At 52.4% G+C, this 22,886-nt stretch carries 22 protein-coding genes and 1 tRNA gene; 15 read left to right on the forward strand and 8 right to left on the reverse strand.

Annotated elements, in window-relative coordinates:
* Window positions 1–44 precede the first annotated feature (44 nt).
* Together GC177_00810 and GC177_00815 are read left to right on the forward strand one after the other, a co-directional pair.
* Window positions 45–2,945, forward strand: a complete 2,901-nt coding sequence (locus GC177_00810; protein MBI1274498.1) for a 2-oxoglutarate dehydrogenase E1 component — start codon at window positions 45–47, stop codon at window positions 2,943–2,945.
* A 56-nt stretch (window positions 2,946–3,001) separates the two neighbouring features.
* Window positions 3,002–3,078, forward strand: a tRNA-Val gene (locus GC177_00815).
* On the opposite strand, the gene GC177_00820 is transcribed toward GC177_00815, so the two are convergent.
* From GC177_00820 to GC177_00830, 3 genes are all read right to left on the reverse strand, one after another.
* Window positions 3,035–4,585, reverse strand: coding sequence for a recombinase (locus GC177_00820; GenBank protein ID MBI1274499.1), 1,551 nt, complete (start codon window positions 4,583–4,585; stop codon window positions 3,035–3,037). The genes GC177_00815 and GC177_00820 overlap by 44 nt on opposite strands.
* Window positions 4,586–5,157: 572 nt before the next feature.
* Window positions 5,158–5,670 (reverse strand): hypothetical protein, encoded by a 513-nt coding sequence (locus GC177_00825; protein ID MBI1274500.1) that lies wholly within the window; start codon window positions 5,668–5,670, stop codon window positions 5,158–5,160.
* The gene (locus GC177_00830) at window positions 5,667–6,740 is read right to left on the reverse strand and encodes a hypothetical protein (GenBank protein ID MBI1274501.1); all 1,074 of its coding nucleotides are present in this window, start codon (window positions 6,738–6,740) and stop codon (window positions 5,667–5,669) included. The genes GC177_00825 and GC177_00830 overlap by 4 nt, the downstream gene beginning before the upstream one ends.
* A gap of 123 nt (window positions 6,741–6,863) precedes the next feature.
* Here GC177_00830 and GC177_00835 point away from each other — a divergent pair, with 123 nt between their 5' ends.
* On the forward strand, window positions 6,864–7,226 hold the full coding sequence (locus GC177_00835; GenBank protein ID MBI1274502.1) for a hypothetical protein: 363 nt from the start codon (window positions 6,864–6,866) through the stop codon (window positions 7,224–7,226).
* A 49-nt stretch (window positions 7,227–7,275) separates the two neighbouring features.
* On the opposite strand, the gene GC177_00840 is transcribed toward GC177_00835, so the two are convergent.
* Window positions 7,276–7,923, reverse strand: a complete 648-nt coding sequence (locus tag GC177_00840) for a hypothetical protein (protein ID MBI1274503.1) — start codon at window positions 7,921–7,923, stop codon at window positions 7,276–7,278.
* Window positions 7,924–7,998: 75 nt separating this feature from the next.
* Here GC177_00840 and GC177_00845 point away from each other — a divergent pair, with 75 nt between their 5' ends.
* Window positions 7,999–8,319 (forward strand): hypothetical protein, encoded by a 321-nt coding sequence (locus GC177_00845; GenBank protein ID MBI1274504.1) that lies wholly within the window; start codon window positions 7,999–8,001, stop codon window positions 8,317–8,319.
* On the opposite strand, the gene GC177_00850 is transcribed toward GC177_00845, so the two are convergent.
* From GC177_00850 to GC177_00865, 4 genes are all read right to left on the reverse strand, one after another.
* Entirely contained in the window at window positions 8,309–8,611 is a 303-nt protein-coding gene (locus tag GC177_00850) for a hypothetical protein (protein MBI1274505.1), read from the reverse strand. The two genes, GC177_00845 and GC177_00850, sit on opposite strands and share 11 nt — an antisense overlap.
* Before the next feature lie 24 nt (window positions 8,612–8,635).
* On the reverse strand, window positions 8,636–10,276 hold the full coding sequence (locus GC177_00855; GenBank protein MBI1274506.1) for a TraM recognition domain-containing protein: 1,641 nt from the start codon (window positions 10,274–10,276) through the stop codon (window positions 8,636–8,638).
* A 96-nt stretch (window positions 10,277–10,372) separates the two neighbouring features.
* Window positions 10,373–11,641 (reverse strand): hypothetical protein, encoded by a 1,269-nt coding sequence (locus GC177_00860; GenBank protein ID MBI1274507.1) that lies wholly within the window; start codon window positions 11,639–11,641, stop codon window positions 10,373–10,375.
* Window positions 11,642–11,671: 30 nt separating this feature from the next.
* A complete protein-coding gene (locus GC177_00865) occupies window positions 11,672–12,748 on the reverse strand; it encodes a hypothetical protein (protein ID MBI1274508.1) in 1,077 nt (358 codons plus the stop codon).
* A 227-nt stretch (window positions 12,749–12,975) separates the two neighbouring features.
* Here GC177_00865 and GC177_00870 point away from each other — a divergent pair, with 227 nt between their 5' ends.
* From GC177_00870 to GC177_00920, 11 genes are all read left to right on the forward strand, one after another.
* On the forward strand, window positions 12,976–13,389 hold the full coding sequence (locus GC177_00870; GenBank protein ID MBI1274509.1) for a hypothetical protein: 414 nt from the start codon (window positions 12,976–12,978) through the stop codon (window positions 13,387–13,389).
* 313 nt (window positions 13,390–13,702) lie between these two features.
* Window positions 13,703–14,107: a hypothetical protein gene (locus tag GC177_00875; protein ID MBI1274510.1), complete on the forward strand. Its 405-nt coding sequence runs from the start codon at window positions 13,703–13,705 to the stop codon at window positions 14,105–14,107.
* Between the two features lie 93 nt (window positions 14,108–14,200).
* Window positions 14,201–15,817, forward strand: a complete 1,617-nt coding sequence (locus GC177_00880; GenBank protein MBI1274511.1) for a copper resistance system multicopper oxidase — start codon at window positions 14,201–14,203, stop codon at window positions 15,815–15,817.
* Entirely contained in the window at window positions 15,804–16,544 is a 741-nt protein-coding gene (locus GC177_00885) for a copper resistance protein B (protein MBI1274512.1), read from the forward strand. Before GC177_00880 ends, GC177_00885 begins: the two co-directional genes overlap by 14 nt.
* Window positions 16,545–16,568: 24 nt before the next feature.
* Window positions 16,569–17,264, forward strand: a complete 696-nt coding sequence (locus tag GC177_00890) for a hypothetical protein (GenBank protein MBI1274513.1) — start codon at window positions 16,569–16,571, stop codon at window positions 17,262–17,264.
* A 117-nt stretch (window positions 17,265–17,381) separates the two neighbouring features.
* Window positions 17,382–17,894 carry a DUF305 domain-containing protein gene (locus GC177_00895; protein ID MBI1274514.1) on the forward strand — a complete coding sequence of 171 codons (513 nt, stop codon included), beginning with the start codon at window positions 17,382–17,384 and terminating at the stop codon, window positions 17,892–17,894.
* A gap of 109 nt (window positions 17,895–18,003) precedes the next feature.
* Window positions 18,004–19,041, forward strand: a complete 1,038-nt coding sequence (locus tag GC177_00900; GenBank protein ID MBI1274515.1) for a MerR family transcriptional regulator — start codon at window positions 18,004–18,006, stop codon at window positions 19,039–19,041.
* 9 nt (window positions 19,042–19,050) lie between these two features.
* Window positions 19,051–19,335, forward strand: coding sequence for a heavy-metal-associated domain-containing protein (locus GC177_00905; GenBank protein MBI1274516.1), 285 nt, complete (start codon window positions 19,051–19,053; stop codon window positions 19,333–19,335).
* Window positions 19,335–19,718, forward strand: a complete 384-nt coding sequence (locus GC177_00910; GenBank protein MBI1274517.1) for a hypothetical protein — start codon at window positions 19,335–19,337, stop codon at window positions 19,716–19,718. The genes GC177_00905 and GC177_00910 overlap by 1 nt, the downstream gene beginning before the upstream one ends.
* A gap of 4 nt (window positions 19,719–19,722) precedes the next feature.
* Entirely contained in the window at window positions 19,723–22,107 is a 2,385-nt protein-coding gene (locus GC177_00915; protein ID MBI1274518.1) for a heavy metal translocating P-type ATPase, read from the forward strand.
* Window positions 22,108–22,347: 240 nt separating this feature from the next.
* On the forward strand, window positions 22,348–22,854 hold the full coding sequence (locus GC177_00920) for an antirestriction protein ArdA (protein MBI1274519.1): 507 nt from the start codon (window positions 22,348–22,350) through the stop codon (window positions 22,852–22,854).
* The last annotated feature ends 32 nt before the right edge of the window (window positions 22,855–22,886 follow it).

Consider the following 22,886-nt stretch of genomic DNA (forward strand, 5'->3'; position numbering starts at 1 on the left):
GGCGTTATAACCAAGCGTTTAACCGATCATACGGGATTTCATCCATGACCAGCGCCAATCAAGCCGCTACCCGCCGCCCCATCAGCGTGGAGGAATTCGAAGCATTTTCCGCCCTTTTCGGCGGCAATGCGGTGTTCGTGGAAGAGCTCTACGCCAAATATCTGGAAAACCCGAATGCCGTTGACCCAAGCTGGCGCGACATGTTCCGCGAGCTGCATGACGATGCCCGCACCGCGCAGGCCAACCTGACCAAAGGCAGCTGGGCCGACCATCATACCCAGGTCATCGGCGCGAAAGACCCCGAGGAAGCCAAAGCCGCCAACACCAACAAAAAAGGCCCGGCGGCAACCGAGGAACTGCTGAAACAGGTTTCCTTCGAATCCGTCCGCGCGCTCATGCTCATCCGCGCCTACCGTGTGCGCGGCCACTTCCATGCCAACTTGGATCCCCTGAACCTGGAAGAACGCAAACCTCATCCGGAGCTCGATCCCGCCACCTACGGCTTCAGCGACGACGACTGGGACAAGGAAATCTACATCCATGGCGTGCTGGGCCGTCAGAAAGCCACCCTGCGCGAGATCATGGACATCCTCAACCGCACCTATTGCAGCACCATCGGCCTGGAATTCATGCATATCCAAAGCCCTGAGCAAAAAGCATGGATCCAGAGCCGTTTTGAAGACGGCGTCGGCACCCCCCGCCTGACGAACGAAGAAAAAAAAGCAACGCTGAAAGAACTGATCGAGGTCGAATCCTTCGAGAACTTCCTCCAGCTCAAGTTTCCGAGCATGAAGCGCTTCTCCGTTCAAGGGGGCGACCCCATGGTGCCGGGGGTGGAAATGGCCATTCGCACGGCCGCATCCCTCGGCATTGAAGACATCAACATCGGCATGCCGCACCGCGGCCGCATGAACGTGCTCACCAGCGTGATGAAAAAACCCTTCCTGGAGCTCTTCTCACTTTTCCATGGCAACCTGGATTACCCGGAAGGCGTTGCCAGCAGCGGCGATGTGAAATACCACCTCGGCACCTCGACCGACCGTGACTTCGGCAGCAAGAAGGTGCACATGACGCTGGCCGCCAACCCTTCCCACCTGGAAGCGGTAGACCCGGTTGTGCTGGGCCGCGTGCGCGCCAAGCAAGACTTGAAAGGCGATACCGAGCGCACCCGCTGCATGGGCATCCTCATGCATGGCGATGCCGCCTTCGCGGGCCAGGGCCTTGTGGCGGAGGTTCTCTCCCTCAGCCAGCTGGACGCCTACAAAACCGGCGGCACGCTGCATGTGATCGTCAACAACCAGATCGGCTTTACCACCAACCCGAAATCCGGCCGTTCATCCCCCTATTCCACCGATGTGGCCAAAATGGTCGGCGCGCCGATTTTCCACATCAATGGCGATGACCCCGAAGCCGTGGTCTATGCCTGCCGCCTGGCAACCGAATACCTGATCGAGTTCCGCGCCGATGTGATTGTGGACATTATCTGCTACCGCAAATACGGCCATAACGAATCCGACGAGCCAATGTTCACGCAGCCGCGCATGTACAAGGAAATCCGTCGTCACACCCTGCCCGCCACGCTCTATGGCCAGCGCCTGATTTCCGAAGGCACCGTCTCCCAGAGCGATGTGGACAAAATATTCGAACAATACCGCGAGCGCTTCGACAAGGAATTTGAAGATGCGCGCACCTTCCGCCCTAACGCGGCGGACTGGCTTCAAGGCCAGTGGTCGGGCTTCGCCCGCCCTGAGGGCGAACATCCGGATGTCGATACCGGCGCCGACCCCAAACTGCTGAAGGAAGTCGGCCTCGCCATTTCCAAACACCCGGAAGGCTACGACATCAACCCCAAAATCCTCCGCCAGCTCGACTCCAAAAAGGAAATGATCGAAAAAGGCGAGGACATCGACTGGGCCACCGGCGAGGCCCTTGCCTTCGGCACGCTGCTGAAGCAAGGCTATCCTGTGCGCATGACCGGTCAGGACGTCGAGCGTGGCACCTTCTCGCACCGCCATGCCGTGCTGACCGACCAGACGGACGAGCGCAAATACGTGCCGCTCAACAACCTGGGCGACAAGCAGGCCAGCCTGACCATTTACAACTCAAACCTGTCTGAATTCGCCGTGCTCGGTTACGAATACGGCTATAGTCAGGCATCGCCCAACACGCTTACGCTCTGGGAAGCCCAGTTCGGCGATTTCGTCAACGGCGCGCAGGTGATCATCGACCAGTTCATTTCGTCGGCCGAGATGAAATGGCTGCGCATGAGCGGCCTGGTGATGCTGCTGCCGCATGGTTACGAAGGCCAGGGCCCCGAGCACAGCTCCGCCCGTCTGGAGCGCTTCCTGCAGCTTTGCGCGCAGGACAACATGCAGGTGGCCAACTGCACCTCACCCGCCAACTATTTCCACATCCTGCGTCGTCAGCTGCTGCGCAACTTCCGCAAACCGCTGATCATGATGTCCCCCAAATCCCTGCTGCGTCACCGCCTTTGCGTGTCCAGCCTGAAGGATTTTGCCAAGGGCACAACCTTCCAGCCAGTCCTAGGTGAAGTGGACAAGCTGAAAAGCAAAATCCGTCGCGTCGTCCTCACCAGCGGCAAGGTCTATTATGATCTGCTCGAAGCACGCCGCGAAAAGAAGATCGACGACGTCGCTATTCTGCGTCTGGAGCAATACTATCCCTTCCCGGCCCGCAAACTGGCCGAAGCCCTGAAGCCCTATAAGGATGCTGAACTCGTCTGGTGTCAGGAAGAACCCCGCAACATGGGCGCCTGGACCTTCGTCAGCCCATTCATTGAGGAAGTGCTGGAACAGGCCAAATCCAAGCAGGATCGCCTGCTTTATGTGGGACGCCCTGCAGCCGCCAGCCCTGCCTGTGGCTATCTCAAGCTGCACAACCAGGAACAACAAGGCCTGGTAGCCGAAGCCCTGGGCATCAATTAACCGTTTTTACTTGAGGCGGGATGGCCTTTGCGTTAGAAGGCCATCCTCCTGTTCGCGGGCGATTAGCTCAGTTGGTTAGAGCGCTACGTTCACACCGTAGAGGTCGATGGTTCGAGTCCATTATCGCCCACCATTCCCGACTTATTGACGTTAAACTGCGCTAAAAGCGAGAATGGAAGCGCGATTGCGGCGGTTCTAAAGCCTTCATTTCGGCAATAAGATAACCGGTCATCAAAGGCGAGTTTCAGTACCGCTCTTTGGTGTTCCAGTTGGTCGGAATGCCAGAGTTTCTGCGGGTCTGACAGGAATGTGAAAGCGGTTCTAAATGTTTCGTCGAACGATTGCAGCGGGCGACCGCACAAGGCGATATTTTCGTTCAGCCTGATCTTCTCTTCTTCCAGTTTGCGAATCTGGTTTTCATATGAGGTAATGAGGATCGGGCTATCTGTTTCGACGATACGGTTAAAGAATTGCTCCGTCTTGCGCTCGATCATCAAAATTTCCTTACGGATCGTATCACCATCCAGCTTCAAGGCTTCACGTTGCTCATTCCATAAATCGGTGAACATTTGCGATGCGACAAAGAAGAGCGGGGGCGAGGGTTTCAAATCGGCCAGCAACGCCTCGAATTCTTCCTCTACCTTCTCTTTACGCACGGACTTGCCGTACATGGTGCATTCGCGGCTATGGCAGAGGTAATAAGGATACTTCCCGTTTCGGCCCGTTGACCAGCAAGAGCTAAATGGCTTGCCGCAATGGCCGCAGAGAAGAAACCCTCTTAGCGGGAAGTCCTGCCGAATATCGGGACGGGCCGGAGCCTTGGCTTGACCGTTCAATCGTTGCTGAACTTTCTGGTAAGTCTCATAGCTGATTAACGGCTCATGTTGACCTTTCAGATGCCGAATACCCCATTCCGGCATGTCGATGTATCCGGCAAGCAGTTTGTTGCCGAGAAGAGTACGTATACGGGTATAATGAACCTGCCCGTTCTTGTCTTTCGGATAGTGAGGCGACGATTCCAGAAACCGCTTGATCTCGCTTTGCGTTTCAAATCGACCGCACGCAAAGCCTTCCAATGCTTCCACGATCACGGAAGCGCAAGGCTCCTCGCGTGTCAAAATCTTTCCGTGATTTGCGTGCTTGCGGTAACGATATCCCGGCGGCGGATTGAAGCAGTAATAGCCTTTCTGCATCCGTGCCTTCATCTTCTGACTGACTTGACGGCTATTTTGCTGGCGCTCCAGTTGCGACTGTGCCGCGAATACGGTCTCAACGAACTCGCCTTCCGGCGTGTCCTCGAAGTTGAAGTTGAGGCACTCGCGCGTGGCATTGCGGAGCTTCATCGCGTTGCGTAGCGATAGATGGAAAATCGTATCGCGCGCATACCGCTTAAGATCATCAAAAATAACGACATATTTTTCCGGCATGTTATCATCCAGAAAGCGCAGCAGCTTGACCATGCCCGGACGCTTCATGAAATCGCCTTCGCCGGTTACGTCATCGGTAAAAATGGCAGCTACTTCATATCCTTTGCTTTTTGCATACTCACGGCAGCGAAAATCCTGAGAATCAAGACCATGGCCTTCTATCACTTGCTTTTTGGAAGAGACGCGGCAATAAATGACAGCCTTTTGGCTCATGAGATTTTTCCTTTCTTATATCCTGCTACTTCGCAAGCGGCACCGAAATCTTTTGCGATTGCTATATCAGGCGATGGTAACATGGGCCGCGATTCCCGGCCAAGTTTGCCAGCCCTATCCCGCTCTTTCATGGCATGCTGAACGGGATGCCTGCCGAAGGCGGCGGACACGAATTCTGCCATGATATTGAAGATACATTCCAATATGGAATCTTCTTTCTCACGTGGGAGGCCAAGGGATTTAAGAGCGGGGCGATACTTTTCCTTGTCTAAGGGCATAAAGGTTCTCCTTACGGGAGAGCTTGTAGCTTCATCCCATTTGATGGTTCTATTCAGTTGTCGATGGTGAAATGATTATAGCAATGCCGGGCATCCAAGATGGGCGGCAGGCAAGAACACTCGCACAGGCTCAGTCAGTGCGGCTAATTTCAGGCGCAATACGAGTGATGCGGCTGATAAGCTATCATAAGATAGGAATATATTCCATGTTTTTGGAGCGCTGAGGGCAAAGAATAAAATAAAAGACAAAAGGGGACTGGAGTGTTTGTAATTTAATTACAAATAACTGAGTAATTACGGCTCAAACTTTCTTGGCGGCTTTGGTGGAATTCCATTAGTTGGAAGATCATCCTTATTCCAGTCGCTATCTTGGTCGAATGCTTCGGGGAATTGATATTTAGCAATAAGCTTTATCATATGAGGGTTTCCCTTTGTGAGCGCTAGTTGCCCATATTCACGGCCAAAAGCATCTCTGCGGGAAAAATCTATTTTATAAATACCATCAAATTCTTTATCGTCTGCATTTCGTATTCTATCCAATAAACTGCTTGTGGGCTTTTCAGGTACAGCTCTTAATGTGCTTTTGAAACGTAACAATAATTCAGCAATAGCAGTATTGTTATTGCAAATTGCCCAATGAAGAGCATCCATTCCATCGTCATCTATCTGCCTAATACTTCTAGGATCATCGTTTAAAGCAGCTTTAACTCCTTCATAATCATTAGTCTGAGTGTAAGCTAAAATATCATATTCATATTTTTTCAAGCCATCACCAATAAGGGGGATATGTTTGTTTCTTTTATTCATGATGATGATGCCATAGAAGGTAACATACTGTCAAAAAAGTCAGAAAGTTCTGTCAATTCAATGGTTTCATTACCTAGTGGTAAGGCAATAACTGAAATTTGTACAAATTGAGGAATGTTAATTTTTTTATGTAGATCTATAGCGTTCCAATCCATGATTGCTGAATCTATAACTGGTAGGGCGCAAAACCTTTTATAACCAGGCCACTCATCACCCTGTTTTCGTATAAAAGACAAAGTTGGTGCCCAAAAGCTTTTCTGAGAAGTGTTATGATAAGTATTTTCCATGACAAATGCGCACGATCTGCCAGTGTCGCTAATCAAAATACCATCATAGTCCCACGTTTGTTTTAAAAGTGGAACCATCATGCCCGTGTAATCCCAAAAATAAAGATGATTTAGAAAACTTTTACAGGTATTGGAAAGCCGTTCCGCAAACTTGATATGAATCTTTAAATATTCCTCACTATAGAAATTAGAAGCAATTTGTAGATCAGAGGTGAGATACGATGGCTCAAAAGCAACAACCCGTAGCCTATAGTATGATGTTCCTGGTATCTCCCTAAAAAACATGCAAACTATATCGTGAGAAGGAAAAATTCTGATTCCCAAAGAACGAGCGCCAAGTCCACCCGCAGTTAATGTGGCCGTTTTACCAAGAAATGCTGGAATTTTTCGGTCAAAGCATAATTTGCCAAAAACATCCCCGTACATAACATGTGTTTGAGGGAAAGATAGAAGTTTACTGTATCCTTCCAACACAGTTTGTTTTTTAATAAATTCAATTAAAATGAAATAAAAATCGGTGTTGTTTGGTGTTATTTGCTTGATGCCTAAGAAATCCCTTAGCATGTCGTATTTCAATATAATTTTCTCTGTTTTTCTACCATCATAGCTGTGTCTTCTTGGGTAAGATTCCGAAGGTAGTAAATCTTCAATATCACCTATTATTGCTAATGCCCCTTTATCTGTACGGGCTTTGTAAAGCATCATTATATAGCGCACGGATTCCTTATCAAATACCGTGTAGTCACATTTAGAATTGCTCGTCGCTTTCTTTGCTTTTGCCACGTCGTCCCCTTGCGTCCCCAAGTATTTTTCCTCGAAGCTGTCAAACTCTCCTAATCAGCGTTGATTTGTTTCAACCCGTGAGAGTGACGGCGCCCGATCTCCACATAATGTGGAGTCAGTCACATGATAGAGGAAAATACTGTCATTGTACCAACTTATAAAAAAGGAGAATCGCAAAGAGAATGGAGAAAATTGCAAAGGCTAGCGCATATTGCCCGCCAGACATTGAGCGAGCGCGATTGGCCTACGGTCATGCAGCATTTGATGATGCATGCCGAAAGCCGAGGTATCCGGTTCCGTTATGCCGATGGACGGGATTTCGGACATCCGCATGTCGATGAGGTCTGGAAGGATGAGCGATACATCCGCAGTTTCTTACGCCATGAGGTTTGCACCCATCCGGCCAAGGACGAACTGGTTGCGCTTTGCTTGATGCTTATGAAGCGCTATCCGGAAGAGATAGAAAAAGCCAAGTTTATTGGGTAATTCCATAGCGCCGGAACCGAAACGTTCCGGCGCTTTTTTTACTCATTTGTCATTTCATGTCAAGTTCCTGCCTCGGTGTGTTTGACCGGGACAAGGGAATATCCTGCCCATGTTTCTGAAACGCTTCACGGATCAGGTTTTCCTGAGCGCGGTCGATATATTTCAGGCGCTCCACATAGCGCTTGCCGACAACGGCTTCGGGCTTTTCGTATCCGGCGCGTTCGGCTTGCCGGAGCCATTCGGCACGATGCGCCTTGAAGTGCACCGCCGCCTTTATGCGTATCTGACGTGTGCGGGCGACGACGTTCAGCACATCTTTTTCCAATGTGCTGAACGTCAGCTTTTCCGTCTGCGCCAGCTTTTGCAGCATGTTTCCTTCCGCCCGCTCAACGCGTGCGAGGCGCTGCATCAGTCGTTGATCGACGCGGCGCTGTGCTTCCTGCGTCAGGCTGATCATGCCATTCGCCCAGCCGGGCTTGAACTCCGGCTTTTGCTTGCCGTAGGTTTCAAGCCAGATGCGGTTCGTCTCCTGCGCGATCCAGTGATTGCGGTATTTCAGGGCGTGATCGGCGCAATCGTGTTTGAGGTTAAAGGCGCGGTCTTGAATGCGCCGCGCTTCCTCAATCTTTTGCACGTCGCCTTGAAACTCTTTCCAGATTTCAGGATTGGATTTTTGGAATGCGTCTTTGAGTATCATAGGAATTCTTCCTTATGCCGGTGGACGTGCGTCGCAAAATTGCGCGGCGATAACAGGGTCTGTTATGCTTTGAAGATGACAGATGACATCCCTGCAAGTGGGCGGGCCGCCAACCAGAACGTCTCGTTCCGTTTCCTTACCGAAAACCCGAAAGCGATCATGGCGCGTGCCGTTATGCGGTCATGGATCGGCTATATGGACGAAATGAACATCCCGCGCGATATGTGCGCCGAAGTGCTGCTCGATGCGTTTCTCCAATGCGTCAAGCCGAAGGAAGGAGAATATGAAAGAGTTGCGGCGGTCACGGAAATGTCGCAACTCATGCGTTGCCGCGACCGCCTGCAAGTCATGATCGACGAGATTATCGCCGCATACGGAGACGCCATTACTTCATGAAGGCGATCAACGGACAGTCCGGCCCATGGGTAACTCTAACGCTTTGCCCGTTCAGGTAGGTGCAGCGGCTGTAGGTACGCGTTCCGTCATAATTTTGCGTATAGGTATAATCGTAGCGCAGATACGGCATGCCGTTGACCTGGACATAGCTCCATGCGAAGGCAAAGGGCGCAAGCAGCAACGCCAGCTTGACGAGAAGAAATACGAAGAAAAGGGCGAGCCAGCGCAGCCACGGAAAGCGGCGGCGGCGTGAGGTGCTCCGGTAAGAGGCGATGCGGGGGGAATGAAACATAATCTTACTCCTTGTTACGAATGATTAGGGGCGCTTGGGATAGCGCAGCCGGATGCGGATTTTTCCGGTAAACGGCTTGCCGAACATCGGGTTGGTATCCGCCCATTGCTGGAACGGGTCGATTTCATGGTAGCCGACCTTGAGGGCATGAATGGGCGGCTGGTCTTTGATAAGGACGATACTGTCGCCGAAGCGCAGGGCTTCATCCGGCGTCAGTAGCGGACGCGCCGCCTCGCCGACGCTCCGCATGGCCGGATCGGTGAATGCCTTGCCCAGCGCGAAACTGTCGGATTTGACCGTGGAGTTGCCGAGCATTTTTGAGACGAGTTCGGCGGTCTTGAGCGAGCGAATGCCGAATATCTGCTTGCATTCGCATTGGCTGAGCAAGGTTTCCAGACTTTCGCGCCCATACAGCTTGGCATATTCTTCCAGTTCCTGAAGCACGAACCAGACGCGGCAGCCATATTCGCGCAGCGTGGTTAGTGCGTTCGACAGCCCCTCGATGCGGAAATTCGCCGCTTCGTCGAGCAGGAACAGCACTTCCCGGTTATTGCGGCAGCGGGTGAGTTCAGTCAGGGCGCACCAGCCGATCAGGCCGAGCCACGGCGCATAGACTTTCATGCGGGCGGGATCGGCGATCAGGTAGACGGTCGCTTTTTCCCGCTTCAGATCGGATAAGCGGAAATCGCAGGCGCTGGTGCTTTCCGCCAGCCAGCCGCTGGAGGCGAACACGTCGAGCGCCTGTATCGCGCCCTCGCGGAAGGATTCCCATTGATTGGTGTTTTCCGCTTCCATCTTGGGCAGCAGGTCATGCGCCATATCCGCGAAATCGCCGTTCAGGATGGGGGATGCGGCGGCGACATACAGCGCCTCTTTCAGAGATGACTGGTCGCGCAGATAATGCAGCACGCGGCTGAGCGTCGGATTCTTTTCATGCGTGACGGTATAAATTGTCACCACCACGATCAGCTTGCGCGAGCCGTTGCGGAAAAACGTGTTTTCGCCCGATTGCGGCGGTTCGGCATGGAGTTGCAGCGCGATGGCCTGCGTATCGGCGATCAGGTCGGCATGGCGTCCCTCCTGCCAGTCGTCGATCAGGATTTGCAGCGGATTGTAACGCACCGGCGGGCCAAGCCGGTCTTCGTAAGCCCGCCCCGGATTGAGGCAGAGCACCCTTTGCCCGTAGCGCTTTTCACGAGTGTTTTTGGTGATGCAGGCCAGTGTGCCTTTGAGATCGGTCGTGATGATCGACGTATCGCCGGCATGCAGCAGGGCGGGAATAACGAAATTGACCGTCTTGCCGCCCCCGGCGGGCGAAAGCGTCAGACCATGCGTTTCACCCTTGAAGAAAAGCGGCTTACCGGAACTTGCCGATGCGCCGAGGAACAGCCCGTTCGTATCGTACTGTCTGTAGCGCCGGTGATCCGCTTCCGCCGCCCAGCGGGCCGAGCCTTTGCCGGTGCCGGGGCGCAGCGCAAGAAAACGGGCGAGCAGAATGCGGGCGACATCCGGCAGGCGCATGAGGAGACAAAAGACGCAGAAGAGCGCGAAGCCCTTGCAGACAAGATAAAGGCCGTCTTCGAAGAAAGAAGCGGCCCATCCGGACAGCGCGGCCAGAAAGCACAGTTGCGGCAACGATAGCGTTGCGCCGTGACGTGATGACATGAAGACCTCCTGTTGGTTGTGGAGGTTTCAGGATAAGAAAAACCCGCCCGGAACATGGGCGGGTTTGAAAGATTCGGGTTTTCTTATGTATGCGGCTTATTGTCCGGCCCCAACGATATGCAGCGGGTCGAGAACGAGCCAGTTGCCATTGGCGGGTTTTGCTTGGCCCATCGTCTCATTAAATCCTGTGCCGCCATTACCCCGACCGGGCGTAAAGGCGAAAGGCAGGGCGAAGGTTTCCCCGTCCAGAGCAATGCGGATTTCGCCTTTGACGCCCGCCCCGGATGCGCCGCCATACCAGTTGACCGCCAGCAGGGTTTTGTGCAAATCCACCGGCACGTTAAAAGCGACGGTTTCAAACCCGCCGCTGGCACGGGGGCTGTTCAGAAAATCCTTGCGGTAAACCCCTTCGGCGCTTTGCGTATGCTGGTAATTCAGCACGTCCGCTTTCTCGCCGGGGCGGGCATGCAGGTCGAGGTCGCAGAACGGGCAATCCCAGCTTATGCCGATTTCGACATTCTGCGCGTGATGCAAACGCTCCGGCGTGACCGGATTGGCGGAAAGTTCCCGCTCGAAGATCGACACGTCTCCGGGGACGGGAATGCGGATATGCATCATTTCCATTTTATCCGTGTCTTCCCGGATAAAATCATGCGGCAGTTTGCCCGCATGATCGGATACGCGTTTCCACAACGTTTCCCGGTCGCCAGTAAAACCGGACAGCACCGCGCCGTGGCCTTCGACGAACAACGTCCAGAACCGTTTCACCCAGTAGGCATGCTTGCTGCCCGGCACCGGCTCATGCCCGGCGAAGCCAAGATAGACCCGCGCCCCGGCCAGCAGGTTTCCCTTACCTCGCAGGCTGAACGGCGTCACATCCGGCGCGGCGTTGAAATACCCGTCATTCGGCACCTTGCCGCCGTTCATACTTTGCTCCGGCTGCGCCGGATCGAGATAGAGCGGCGAGCCGAGAATCACGATATCGGTATCGGCCAGCGGCGCATGGTTGCGACCGAGAAAATCCAGAAACTGCGGTAGCCGCACCGCGCCCGATCCCGTTCCGTCCAGTGACAGCAACTTGCCGACCAGTGCGCGGTTGACGTTGAGCTTCGCTTTCTCGCTGCGATAGGAGGCATTATTCGGCACCGCGAAAGTGCCGAGTGCCCGCAGGTTCCATGCATCGAACAGCAAGGCTTCTTCTCCCGGCTGAATCCGGCGCGTGAGATACTGCAAGGCTTCCTTGCCCTGCACAGCCGAGGGCGCAATGCCGATGATCAAACCTTGAGCGAAAGCGGGATTCCCGCAGCAGACAAGCAGCGTTGCGGTAGCTAGAACAGCAAGAGCTTTGTGAAGATAGGGTTTCATAATCATACTCCTTTGAAAAATTGTGAAGACCTACGCCGCGTCGTCGAAACGGGCGGCGCGTTTGAGGTAGGCGACCAGTTGATTGTTGACGTAGACTTGCCGGGCGGCGCGAAGCGGCTCTAAACGCCCCTTCAATTGCGTGACCTTATCGGCCATCGGCGCATGATCTTCCCGCAATTCCTTGAGACTGCTCTTGTTCTCTCTGTAGTCCGGGTTGGGGCGTCGGGTCGTTTTTTCGTATAGGGAAAAACGGTTTCCGGCGGCGAGGAAGAGGGACGTGCCGACGAAGATATCGGCCAGCAATTGCACGATGACGAAGGACGCGCCGCTATGCCCGCCATCTTCCGCCGCGTCGGTCGTAAAACTGTTCCAGTCGATCCCGGAGGACGCGGCCCCGAACGTCGCGGCGAACTGGACGATCCATGCCAGCATGAAAAGCACCGTCGCGGCATAGACGGTATAGACATAGAGATAATAGGCCCGGTCATGCGTAATGAACTGCGTGAAATGTTTCAGCGCAACGCTGCCAATCGGCACCATCGCCGCCAGCATGAGCGCCAGCGCCGGATGGTCGAGAAAAACCGGAATCCCAGCCGCCATGACGGTAGAGTAGATATTGCCCGCCCCCATTACGACGACAATGCTGCCCAGCAGGATGCACAGCCACCCCACCAGCTTGTCGCGCAGCGGCATTTTGACCTTTTCCGCTTCGTCGCCATTGCCGCCGAAATAGGCGGCGGATTTGACGGTCGGGCTGGTGGAGGTCAGTTGATGATGATGCCGGTCAATCGCCTTGCGCGATTGTTCGTTCTGGATTTCGATATCGGCAAGTTCCGTCTCCAATCGGCGGATTTCTTCCCCATGCACCGTATCGAATACCAGACCGGCTTGTTCCTTCACCAGCCTTGAGGCTTCCTTGCGATCCGGCAAGGCAACAAGATTGCCGATGAAAGAAGGCATGTCCGGGACGGCGGAAAGGATGGAATCCAGCATGGGCTTTTCCGCCGCCTTATCCTTCTTGCCGCGCGGAGGACGGTTCTCCGTTTCCTCTCGCTCATGCGCCGGAATGTAATCCGGCCTGTATTCCGTATGTTTGCGCTTTGCCATAGAAACCTCCTTTAAGTGAAAGCCTCGCCAGCTTAACGCGTCGTTTCTCTCCTTGTGGGCGGTTTGCTCATTCATTAAAGAGTCTGGTTCCCGTTGACTCTCGAAATGTCGTTATCTATCTTCATAATATAAGTGGCCGTTGCCACTTTGGGGCGTCGAAACCTCTGTCTTCTGGCGGCATAAGTATGACCGTCATTCATACTCCTCGACTATGGTCGGGGAGGCACATGCGTATGTCCAAGGCGAAAGCCCAAAGGCATGTGCGAACCTTTCCAGAAGACAGGTTTTTCGAACTCCCCGATCACCAGCTCGGAGAGTTTATTATGTCTAATGAATCTAAAAATGAGTTACCCTTAAAATGGTCGAAGAAGAAGGTTGTCTATATTTCGGCAATCTTCGGGATTGTTCTCCTTACGCTTTGGAACAAGAACAGCGACATTAATGATGCAAGGCATATGTGCTTGGCTCAAGCCTCTACAAGAGGCGTTCGAGACCCGCAACTTGCTTGTGATTGCGCGATGACCCAGCTTTCGAACCAAGTAAGCTATGTGCACTATATTCCTTGGATCAGGAATTTAGTTGAAGAGAATGAGAAAGCTGGCCGTAAAATGATCATGGATGCGATGAAGGCCTGCTTTTGATCGGTCTGTTTGCCGGTGCTGACAGGGCCGCGAAAACAGGGCAAATCCAGAATGTACCTGACGCACTACTTTCGTTTGAAAGCTGGTTCGAAAAACTCTGCTTGGGTGCTGGGGGAGGCTATTCAGACGTACCGCAAGCTGTGTTTTGTAATACAAAACGCTTGGCAAGGGAGACGCTGCGCTCTCCCGTTGCATCCCTCTCGCTGTGCCACATCCTGGGCATCTTTCATAATTCAAGGTTTAGACTAACAAAGCACCGAACTTAGTAAGTAAGGATCAGATGCAAAGGCTTGCAAAATATTAGAATTATTGTATGATTATTGATATGCAAAAGTTCCTTGGTATAGTCCTGATATTGGCACTCGTGATGACCACGAGCTTCGCACCGTCTATGTCTCATGCGATGTCTCATGATGGTGCCAAAGCTGTTCAAAACACCCAAACCAAAGCCGCTAAAGGCCATGATTGCCACGGCCATGGTGAAGCAAAAGGGGATTCCCAAAAGAACGCGCAGAATGACAATGGCACCTCCGACAAATGCTGCGATAAAGGCATGTGTAAGTGCGTCGGCGGTAACTGCCACAGCCTTTCCAAATATCTTGGCAATGGCGGCAACTCCATTTCCGCTGTTTCCACCAGCAGTCTTGTTTTTGCGTTCGACAGTCAGTTTGTCGATTCCGCGCTGCCGAATCGTTTGAAACGCCCTCCCAAAGCCTAATCCTTTTGCTGTTTACGCTACCCGTGCGCTTTCCGCGTATGGTGGCATTTCAACGTAAATCAAGGATTAGTTATGCGATTACATCGTCTATGGATGGTGGCGCTGCTGGTGGTAGGGGCAATCTCCACACCTTCATACGCCAAGACCACTCAATATAATTTAACCATCGAGCGTTTGCCCGTGAATATCACCGGAAAAACGATGGAGAAAGTCACTGTAAACGGTGGCATTCCCGCGCCCACCCTTCGTTTTACCGAAGGCGATGATGTGGTGATTCACGTCACGAATAAAATGAAGGAAGATAGCTCTATCCATTGGCACGGGCTGCTGATCGATCCGGCGATGGATGGCGTGCCGACCTTCAATGGCTTTCCCGGCATCCGCCCCGGCGAAACCTTCACCTATCGTTTCCATATCCGCCAAAGCGGAACCTATTGGTATCACGCGCACAGCATGGCGCAGGAGCAAGACGGGCTTTATGGCTCCATCATCGCCGCGCCAAAGAAAGAAACCATCAAGGCTGACCGCGATTATGTCATCGTGCTTTCGGATTTCATTGAGGAAGATGGCGATACGGTGATGAGCAACCTCAAAATGATGTCGGATTATTACGCCAATGCCCGCCTGACCATCGGTGATTTTTTCAAGGATGTAGGCGAGCGCGGATGGGATAAGGCATGGAATGATGCGAAGGATTGGGGCGATATGCGTATGGCACGCACCGATCTTTCGGATGTGACCGGCTATACGTTCCTGACCAACGGCAAATCACCTGAGCAGAACTGGACAGGTATATTCAAGCCCGGTGAGCGCGTGCGTCTGCGCTTTATCAACGCTTCGGCCATGTCGTTTTTCGATGTGCGTATTCCCGGCCTGAAAATGAGTGTGGTGCAATCTGACGGGCAGAATGTCGAGCCGGTGGCGGTGGATGAATTCCGCTTCGCCCCTGCCGAAACCTACGATGTGATTGTCACACCGCAGGATAGCAAGCCCTACACCATCGCCGCTGAATCCATCGACCGTAGTGGCTTTGCCATTGGCACGCTGGCCACATCCGAAGGACAACGCGGGAAGATTCCTGCGCTGCGCCCACGCGCTTTGCTCACGATGGGCGATATGAACATGGAAATGATGATGAAAGATGACCCGGACATGGAGATGACCCCCGCCGACATGATTAGCGGCTGGGCGAAGGCCGGAACGCCGGAAGGCGATAAGGCGCTTTCCTATGCCGATCTGCGCTATGCCGGAATCCAGAAGGATACCCGCCAGCCGGAGCGCACCATTGATGTGAAGCTGGGCGGCAATATGGAGCGCTTCATCTGGACGATCAACGGCAAGAAGTTCAGCGAAGCGGAGCCTATCAAGTTGCGTTACGGCGAAAGGGTAAGGCTTGCCTTCACGAATGAAACCATGATGGCGCACCCCATGCACCTGCACGGCATGTTTGTACAGCTCGAAAACGGCCAGCCCGCCGAAAAACTACCAAATAAACATACGGTCATTGTGCCGCCTGGAGGCTCGTACTCTGTGCTGCTAACAGCGGATGAAGCGGGCGAATGGGCGTTTCATTGCCATCTGCTTTACCACATGATGGCAGGCATGATGACCAAAGTGGTGGTCGCCAAGCTCGACCCCGGTGATGTGCCGCCTCCCGCAAAAACCACTACAACACCAGCAACCAGCGGAGGCCACCATGCAACGCATTAAAACATACCTTTTGGCTTCATGCTTCTCGCTCACGCTGGCAGTGCCTGCATTGGCGGAAGATATGGCCGGAATGAATGCGAAGGGATTTAAGATGGAACATGGTGGCGAAACCTTCCACATGTTCCGGCTTGAAACGGATACCGGCGTGAGTCGTGGCGATAGTGTTTCCAGCTGGGATTTGGATGGCTGGATAGGCACCGATGAAAACAAGCTATGGATTAAATCTGAAGGCGAACACAAAGACGGCAAGCTGGAAGAAGCCGAGTTATGGGCAATGTACAGCCGCAATATCTCGACATTCTGGGATGCACAGGCCGGACTTCGCTACGATTTTGAGCCACGCGGCACTGGGTATTTCGTGGCGGGTTTCACAGGCCTTGCGCCTTATTATTTTGAAACCGAGGCGCATCTTTTCGTTAGCGAGCACGGCGATGTGACCGGACGGCTGCGCGAGGAAAACGATATCCTGATTACGCAGAAACTCATTTTGCAGCCTTATGCCGAAGTCAACCTCTCCGCGCAGGATGTGCCGGAGCAGGATATTGGCGCTGGGATAGCGGACGGCAAAATCGGGCTCCAAACCCGGTACGAATTCACCAAAAAATTCGCGCCATACATAGACGTTCACTATGGCCGGAAGTTCGGTGAAACCGCGTCTATCGCTGAAAGCGATGGCGAGGACAAGGATGAGTTAGTCGGCGCTATCGGCCTTCGCCTCATGTTTTAATCAACCAATCTAAAGGAGAATTCCATGAAGAAATTATTGCTTACCACAGCGCTGATGCTGGCAGCTACGCCTGCATTTGCAAAAGAAGTCACGATCAGGGAAGTTACCGATGCCGACACAGGTAAGGCTTACTTCTCGCCGGATAAACTTACCATTCAACCCGGTGATACGGTGGTATTTGAAAACGCTCAGGATGAGATGCATGAAGTGATGTTCGTCAATGTGCCAAAGAGCGTGGACGAAATGATTATGTCACCCATGCACGAAAAGAAAGGTGATAAGTTTTCTTATACTTTCACCGTTCCCGGCACCTATCAATTCCACTGCCATCCGCATGAAGCACTGGGCATGAAAGGCACGCTGATTGTAGGCCATGCCTCCAAACCCGGTGAAACAAAATCAATGGATCACCACAAACTCTCGCAAAAACTTGAAAAAGGTGAAACCGCAGGCGGTGTAAACACCCCGGCTGGCTCCAAGGCATTTGCGGGTGGCGATGTGGCGGCAACGGGTAAAGTGGTGAGTGTGGATGCTGGCAAGCATACCATCAAGCTGAAACATGACCCGATCAAGGCTCTCGGCTGGCCGACAATGACCATGAACTTCACTGCCGATAGCGATGTTGATCTGTCCGGTGTGAAGGAAGGCGATGCCGTGTCATTCACTCTCAAACCGCAAGGCAAAGATGATTACACTATAAACTCGATCAAGAAGAACTAAGGCGAAATCACCCTCCGGCGATGGCAAGGCGGAGGGTGATTGTTGTCTTAAAACAGTATTTTATATTTATGGGACGTTCGCCAAAATAAGCTGTGATAAATTTACAAGGAGGTAAGCATGTCACCCTATATCCGTTTTCTATTAATGATTTTAACATCCACGCTTGTCATGTTCGGGCTTACCTACCTCAATAGCTATCAGGCCGATCATGTGTTTTTTAGTGAAACACGGCTTTACATGGCGTTTTTAATGGGAGCGGCGATGGCGGTGGTCATGCTGAGTTTCATGCTGGGCATGTACAAGGATAAAAAGCGCAATCTGACTATTTACGCGGGTAGCGCCGTTATTTTCGTTGCGGCATTGTTTCTGGTGCGGAGCCAAACCACCGTGGACGATACATCCTACATGCGGGCGATGATACCCCATCACTCTATTGCCATTTTGACCAGCGAACGAGCCGGAATCAAAGACTTACGGGTGCGTGAACTGGCGGATGGAATTATCAAAGCCCAGCGCAAGGAAATCGATGAAATGAAATGGCTAATAAACGATATTGAAGCCAACGGCCTCGCCTCCACCCAAGATAAAGCGCAGGAAAGGCCAGTGCCGGAATTTGAAGAAAAGTTGTGATTCTTATTGGGATATTAAGGAAATTAGCCCCTCAAAATATGAGGGGCTTTTTTTGATATTGACCTTAGAGTGTGCTCCAAGGTGTAAGATGTAAAAAAGTGAGTTGCTTATGAAAGAATTGACCATAGGAAAATTAGCGGAAATAACCGGCACTACGGCGGATACGCTGCGCTATTACGAGAAGATGAAGCTGCTTAAAGCATCTTCACGCTCACGCGCCGGATATAGGCTATACGAGGAAAATGCAGTGAGCGTTGTTCGTTTTATTCGCGGAGCAAAAGCGTTGGGATTTACGCTGGTTGAGATTCGCCAACTACTCACTTTAAGCACCTCCGATCAGGCCAGTTGCGCGGAAGTATTGAAACATACAGAGGGCAAAATCATCGAAGCCGAAGCTAAAATCCTTGAACTCAAGGCAATCAAAAAGGTTCTTTCTCAACTGGTGAAGGCTTGCCCCGGTGACAGCACGAGCGCGAAAGCCTGTCCGATACTTGACCACATCCAGAAAAAAGCAAAATCACTGGTAATTCTGGCAGTGGCAATAGCATCCTTCAGTCTGCCTGGGGAAGCAGAATCCAAGCCTATTTCCTATGTTGATGGCTTCATGGTGATGCAGGAAAATGACGAAACCGGCCATACCCTTTCAATGGATTACACCATCGATCCCAAGCTCGCGCTGGGGCTATATGCAAAGAAAGAAAGCGGAGATAAAGATTTTACGACTATCGGCCCGCAGGTGAATTATCTGGTCAAGCGTTGGAATATGCCGGACGGTCAGGCCAATATTTTCAGCATGACCGGCGCTGGCGTATCGCATTGGAAGGGTGACGATGAATTTTCCGCATGGACGGGTATTCTGGCTGATTACGAGACTCGCCGTATTTTTACTTCCTACGAAATTCGCGGCATGTTCGCGGGCGATTTTGAGAAATCGATATGGCAGCGGGCGCGTGTTGGATTTGCGCCATATCTTGCGAACTACGATGACTTAAATACTTGGTTCATGGTGCAGGTCGATTATCACCCGGCCAAGGAAGATAATGTGGTGGTTACGCCACTGGTGCGCTTCTTCTACAAAACAACGCTGGTGGAAGCTGGTTACAGCAGCAACGATCACGTCATGTTTAACTGGGTATTACAATTTTAAGGAGGAATTATGCGAAAATTTTTACTCACCACCGTTATTTTTTCACTCATGGCCGGTGCCGCCAATGCGGAAACCATCAAGGCTTCCGTCACCGGCTTGGTATGTTCTTTCTGCGCCACCGGCATAGAAAAGACCTTCAAGGCTGAATCCGCTGTTGAATCGGTGCATGTGGATTTGGAAACCAAACTGGTGACAATCGGAACGAAGGAAGGCCAAACGATGGATGACGCCACTGTAACCAAGTTGATTACGGATGCCGGTTACACAGTCACCGGAATTACGCGAGAAAAATAATGCATCCTGAAAAACGCGCAAGCCACGGCATAGTTTCAACGATTGCTCTTTTTGGCTCATTCAGCACGCTGTTTTGCTGCGCATTACCGGCATTGCTGGTTTCTATCGGAGCGGGCGCGGCAGTAATCGGACTGGTAAGCACGTTCCCGCAACTGATCTGGCTATCGGAACATAAGGTGGGGTTGTTCATCTTCGCGGGTATCATGCTCACCCTTTCCGGGACGATGCGCTACCTCACGCGCAATGCGCCATGCCCCGCCGACCCAGCAAAAGCCAAAGCCTGTATGCGGATGCGCCGCTTTAGCCTCGGTATCTTCCTGTTTTCACTCGCCATGTACTCCGTAGGCTTCTATTTCGCCTTTATCGCAGCTAAACTAATGTAAAGCCATGAAACACGATCACCACCAAGCCTCAGCTACCTATACCGTGAAAGACTTGGTATGCGGTATGAATGTTGACCCGGAAAAAGCGCATCATCATACCCGCTTAGGCGATAACGATTATTACTTTTGTGGCAAGGGTTGCTTGGAAAAATTCACGGCCAATCCTAACCAATATACCCAGCCTGTTAAAGCGCATGGAAGTTGCTGCCACGGTCATCACAAGCCAGCGCCTACAGTACAGCCCGCCATCGGCAAGGATGTTATTTACACTTGCCCGATGCACCCGGAAGTACGGCAAATCGGCTCCGGCACATGCCCGAAATGCGGCATGGCGCTTGAACCTGAAAACATCGCTGAAAGCGAAGGCGATGACCCGGAATTAAAAGATATGACACGTCGCTTCTGGATTGCGGCGGTGTTATCCATCCCCTTACTGTTCTTAGGCATGGGAGCGCACATCGTCAGTGGCAGCTTGCATGAATTCCTTATGAGCCGAACAGCGATATGGCTCCAGCTGGCGTTATCCACACCAGTAGTGCTGTGGTGCGGTTGGCCGTTCTATGAGCGCTTTTGGCAATCGCTGAAGCATAAAAGCCCTAACATGTTTACGCTGATCGGCCTAGGTGTGGGCGTGGCCTATATTTATAGCGTTATTGTCACGCTTACTCCACAGCTGCTTGCAGGATTATTGAGTGAAGGTGTAGCGCCCGCTGTTTATTTTGAACCCGCCGCAGTGATTACGGCGCTGGTGCTGCTGGGACAAGTGCTAGAACTCAAAGCCCGCGCTCAAACATCCAGTGCTATGCGTGCGCTGCTTGATTTAGCGCCCGCCACCGCGAGGGTGATTCGTGATGGAAGGGAAGAAGATATCTCGCTGGCGGAAATACAGCAAGGCGACGTGTTGCGTGTGCGTCCCGGCGAAAAAGTGCCGGTGGATGGCGCGGTGCTGGAAGGCTCAAGCGCCATTGACCAATCCATGATTACCGGCGAGCCTGTGCCGGTGGAAAAATTCCCCGGCGATAAGGTGACGGGCGCAACCATCAACGGCACGGGTAGCTTTACCATGCGGGCAGAGCACGTCGGCAATGAAACCATGCTAGCGCAAATTGTCGATATGGTGAGCAAAGCCCAGCGTACCCGCGCACCGATTCAACGGCTGGCCGATAAGGTTTCAGGTTATTTTGTGCCAGCGGTAATTTTAGTGGCCATCATCGCTGCTATTGTGTGGGGAGTATTCGGGCCGGAACCGCGAATTGGCTATGCCATTCTTAACGCCGTTGCGGTATTAATTATTGCTTGCCCATGCGCCTTGGGCCTTGCCACGCCTATGTCGATTATGGCCGGAACCGGCAGAGGCGCAAAAGCCGGTGTGCTGATTAAAAATGCTGAAAGCTTGGAAGGCTTTGAGAAAATAGATACGCTGATTGTCGATAAAACCGGCACCCTCACTGAGGGAAAACCTAAACTCATGTCGGTAGTGGCGGCGGCGGGCTTTGAACAAACCGAAGTGCTGGAACTTGCTGCTAGTCTCGAACGCGGCAGCGAACACCCTTTAGCAGAAGCGATTGTATCTGGCGCAACTGAAAAAGGCGCAAACCTAACCAATGCCAGCGAATTCAAATCAATCACTGGCAAAGGCGTGACTGGCATTATCAACGGCAAAAAAGTAGCGCTGGGGAATATCGCTTTACTAGAAACTCTGGGGATTGACGCGGCGGGCGTGAAAGGCCAGGCCGATGCATACCGGGCGCAAGGGCAAACCGCCATGTTTGTCGCCATCGATGGCAAGGCCGCAGGAATTATCACTGTGGCCGACCCAATCAAAACAACCACCGTGGATGCCATCAAGCAGCTAAAAGCCGATGGCTTACGCGTGGTGATGTTGACCGGGGATAATAAAACAACCGCAATGGCAGTTGCCAAAAAGGTAGGCATTGAGGAAGTGGAAGCGGACGTGCTGCCCGATCAAAAAAATGCGGCAGTAAGAAAATTGCAGGAACAAGGCCGCAAAGTGGCTATGGCCGGTGATGGGATTAATGATGCTCCTGCTTTAGCACAAGCCGATGTTGGCATTGCAATGGGAACCGGCGCAGACGTGGCAATGGAGAGCGCGGGTATCACGCTCATTCAAGGGGATTTGATGGGGATTGTACGGGCAAGGCATTTGAGCCGAGCCACCATGCGGAACATACGGCAGAACCTGTTCTTTGCCTTCGTCTATAATGCGCTCGGTGTGCCGGTAGCAGCCGGTGTGCTGTATCCCTTCTTCGGGATTCTCCTAAGTCCGATTTTTGCCAGTGCTGCAATGGCGCTTAGTTCGGTGTCCGTGATCGTGAATAGCTTGCGCTTGAGGAATATTACTCTTTTAGCGACCTATCGCACAGATTGATCTCTTTATTAGAATAATGCTATAAAATAGAAAAATTTTAAACGATTGAAATGAAATAATAAATAAAGCTTAGGGCTGGGCCCTCGGCGCACTTCAAGAAAAATAGACAAGGCCGTGTAGTCGGGCGTTGCCCTCCGGCCCGCACCAACCTTGTCGATTTTTCCTTCCGTTTGCACACCCCCTGTTCGCCACGAGGCAGGGTTGCATGCATGCAACCCATTCTTAATTCAGGAGGTAGTGATGACACGGTTATATGCCCAGCCTTACGATATTTCGGCGAGCGGTTTCTTTTTCGAGAGCGTGGAAGAGTACCAGAGTAAGCGCCAGCAATGCCGCAATGATTACGGCGCACCGGTGGAGGAATTCGAGATTCAGTTCATCGACGGCGAGGATATGGACGCCGACCTGTTCAAATCGCTGAGAGTACATCAGGGAGATTTCGATGCGTTTTTGCAAGTTTGTGAGGACTGGAGCGATGACCAGAAAATCCGCGTCATTATCGCCGTGGGGGAATGCGGCTACCGCTTCGATCCCCGGACGGGAGACCCGGAAGACTTCGATATTGACCTGTACGAGATGGATAGCCTTAGAGAGCTTGCCTATCACTTCGTAGAGGAAGGGCTGTTTGGTGACATCCCGGAGCGTATCCACTGCTATCTGGATTATGACGCTATCGCCCGCGATTTAAGTATGGATTACAGCGAAACCAGCATCGGCGGCCAAAACCTCATTTACCGCTGCGGGTAAAAAGTCGCCTGTTCCCCCCAATCGGGGGAACA

The sequence above is a fragment of the bacterium genome (assembly GCA_016124905.1).
GTDB lineage: Bacteria > Pseudomonadota > Alphaproteobacteria > Rickettsiales > RI-342 > RI-342.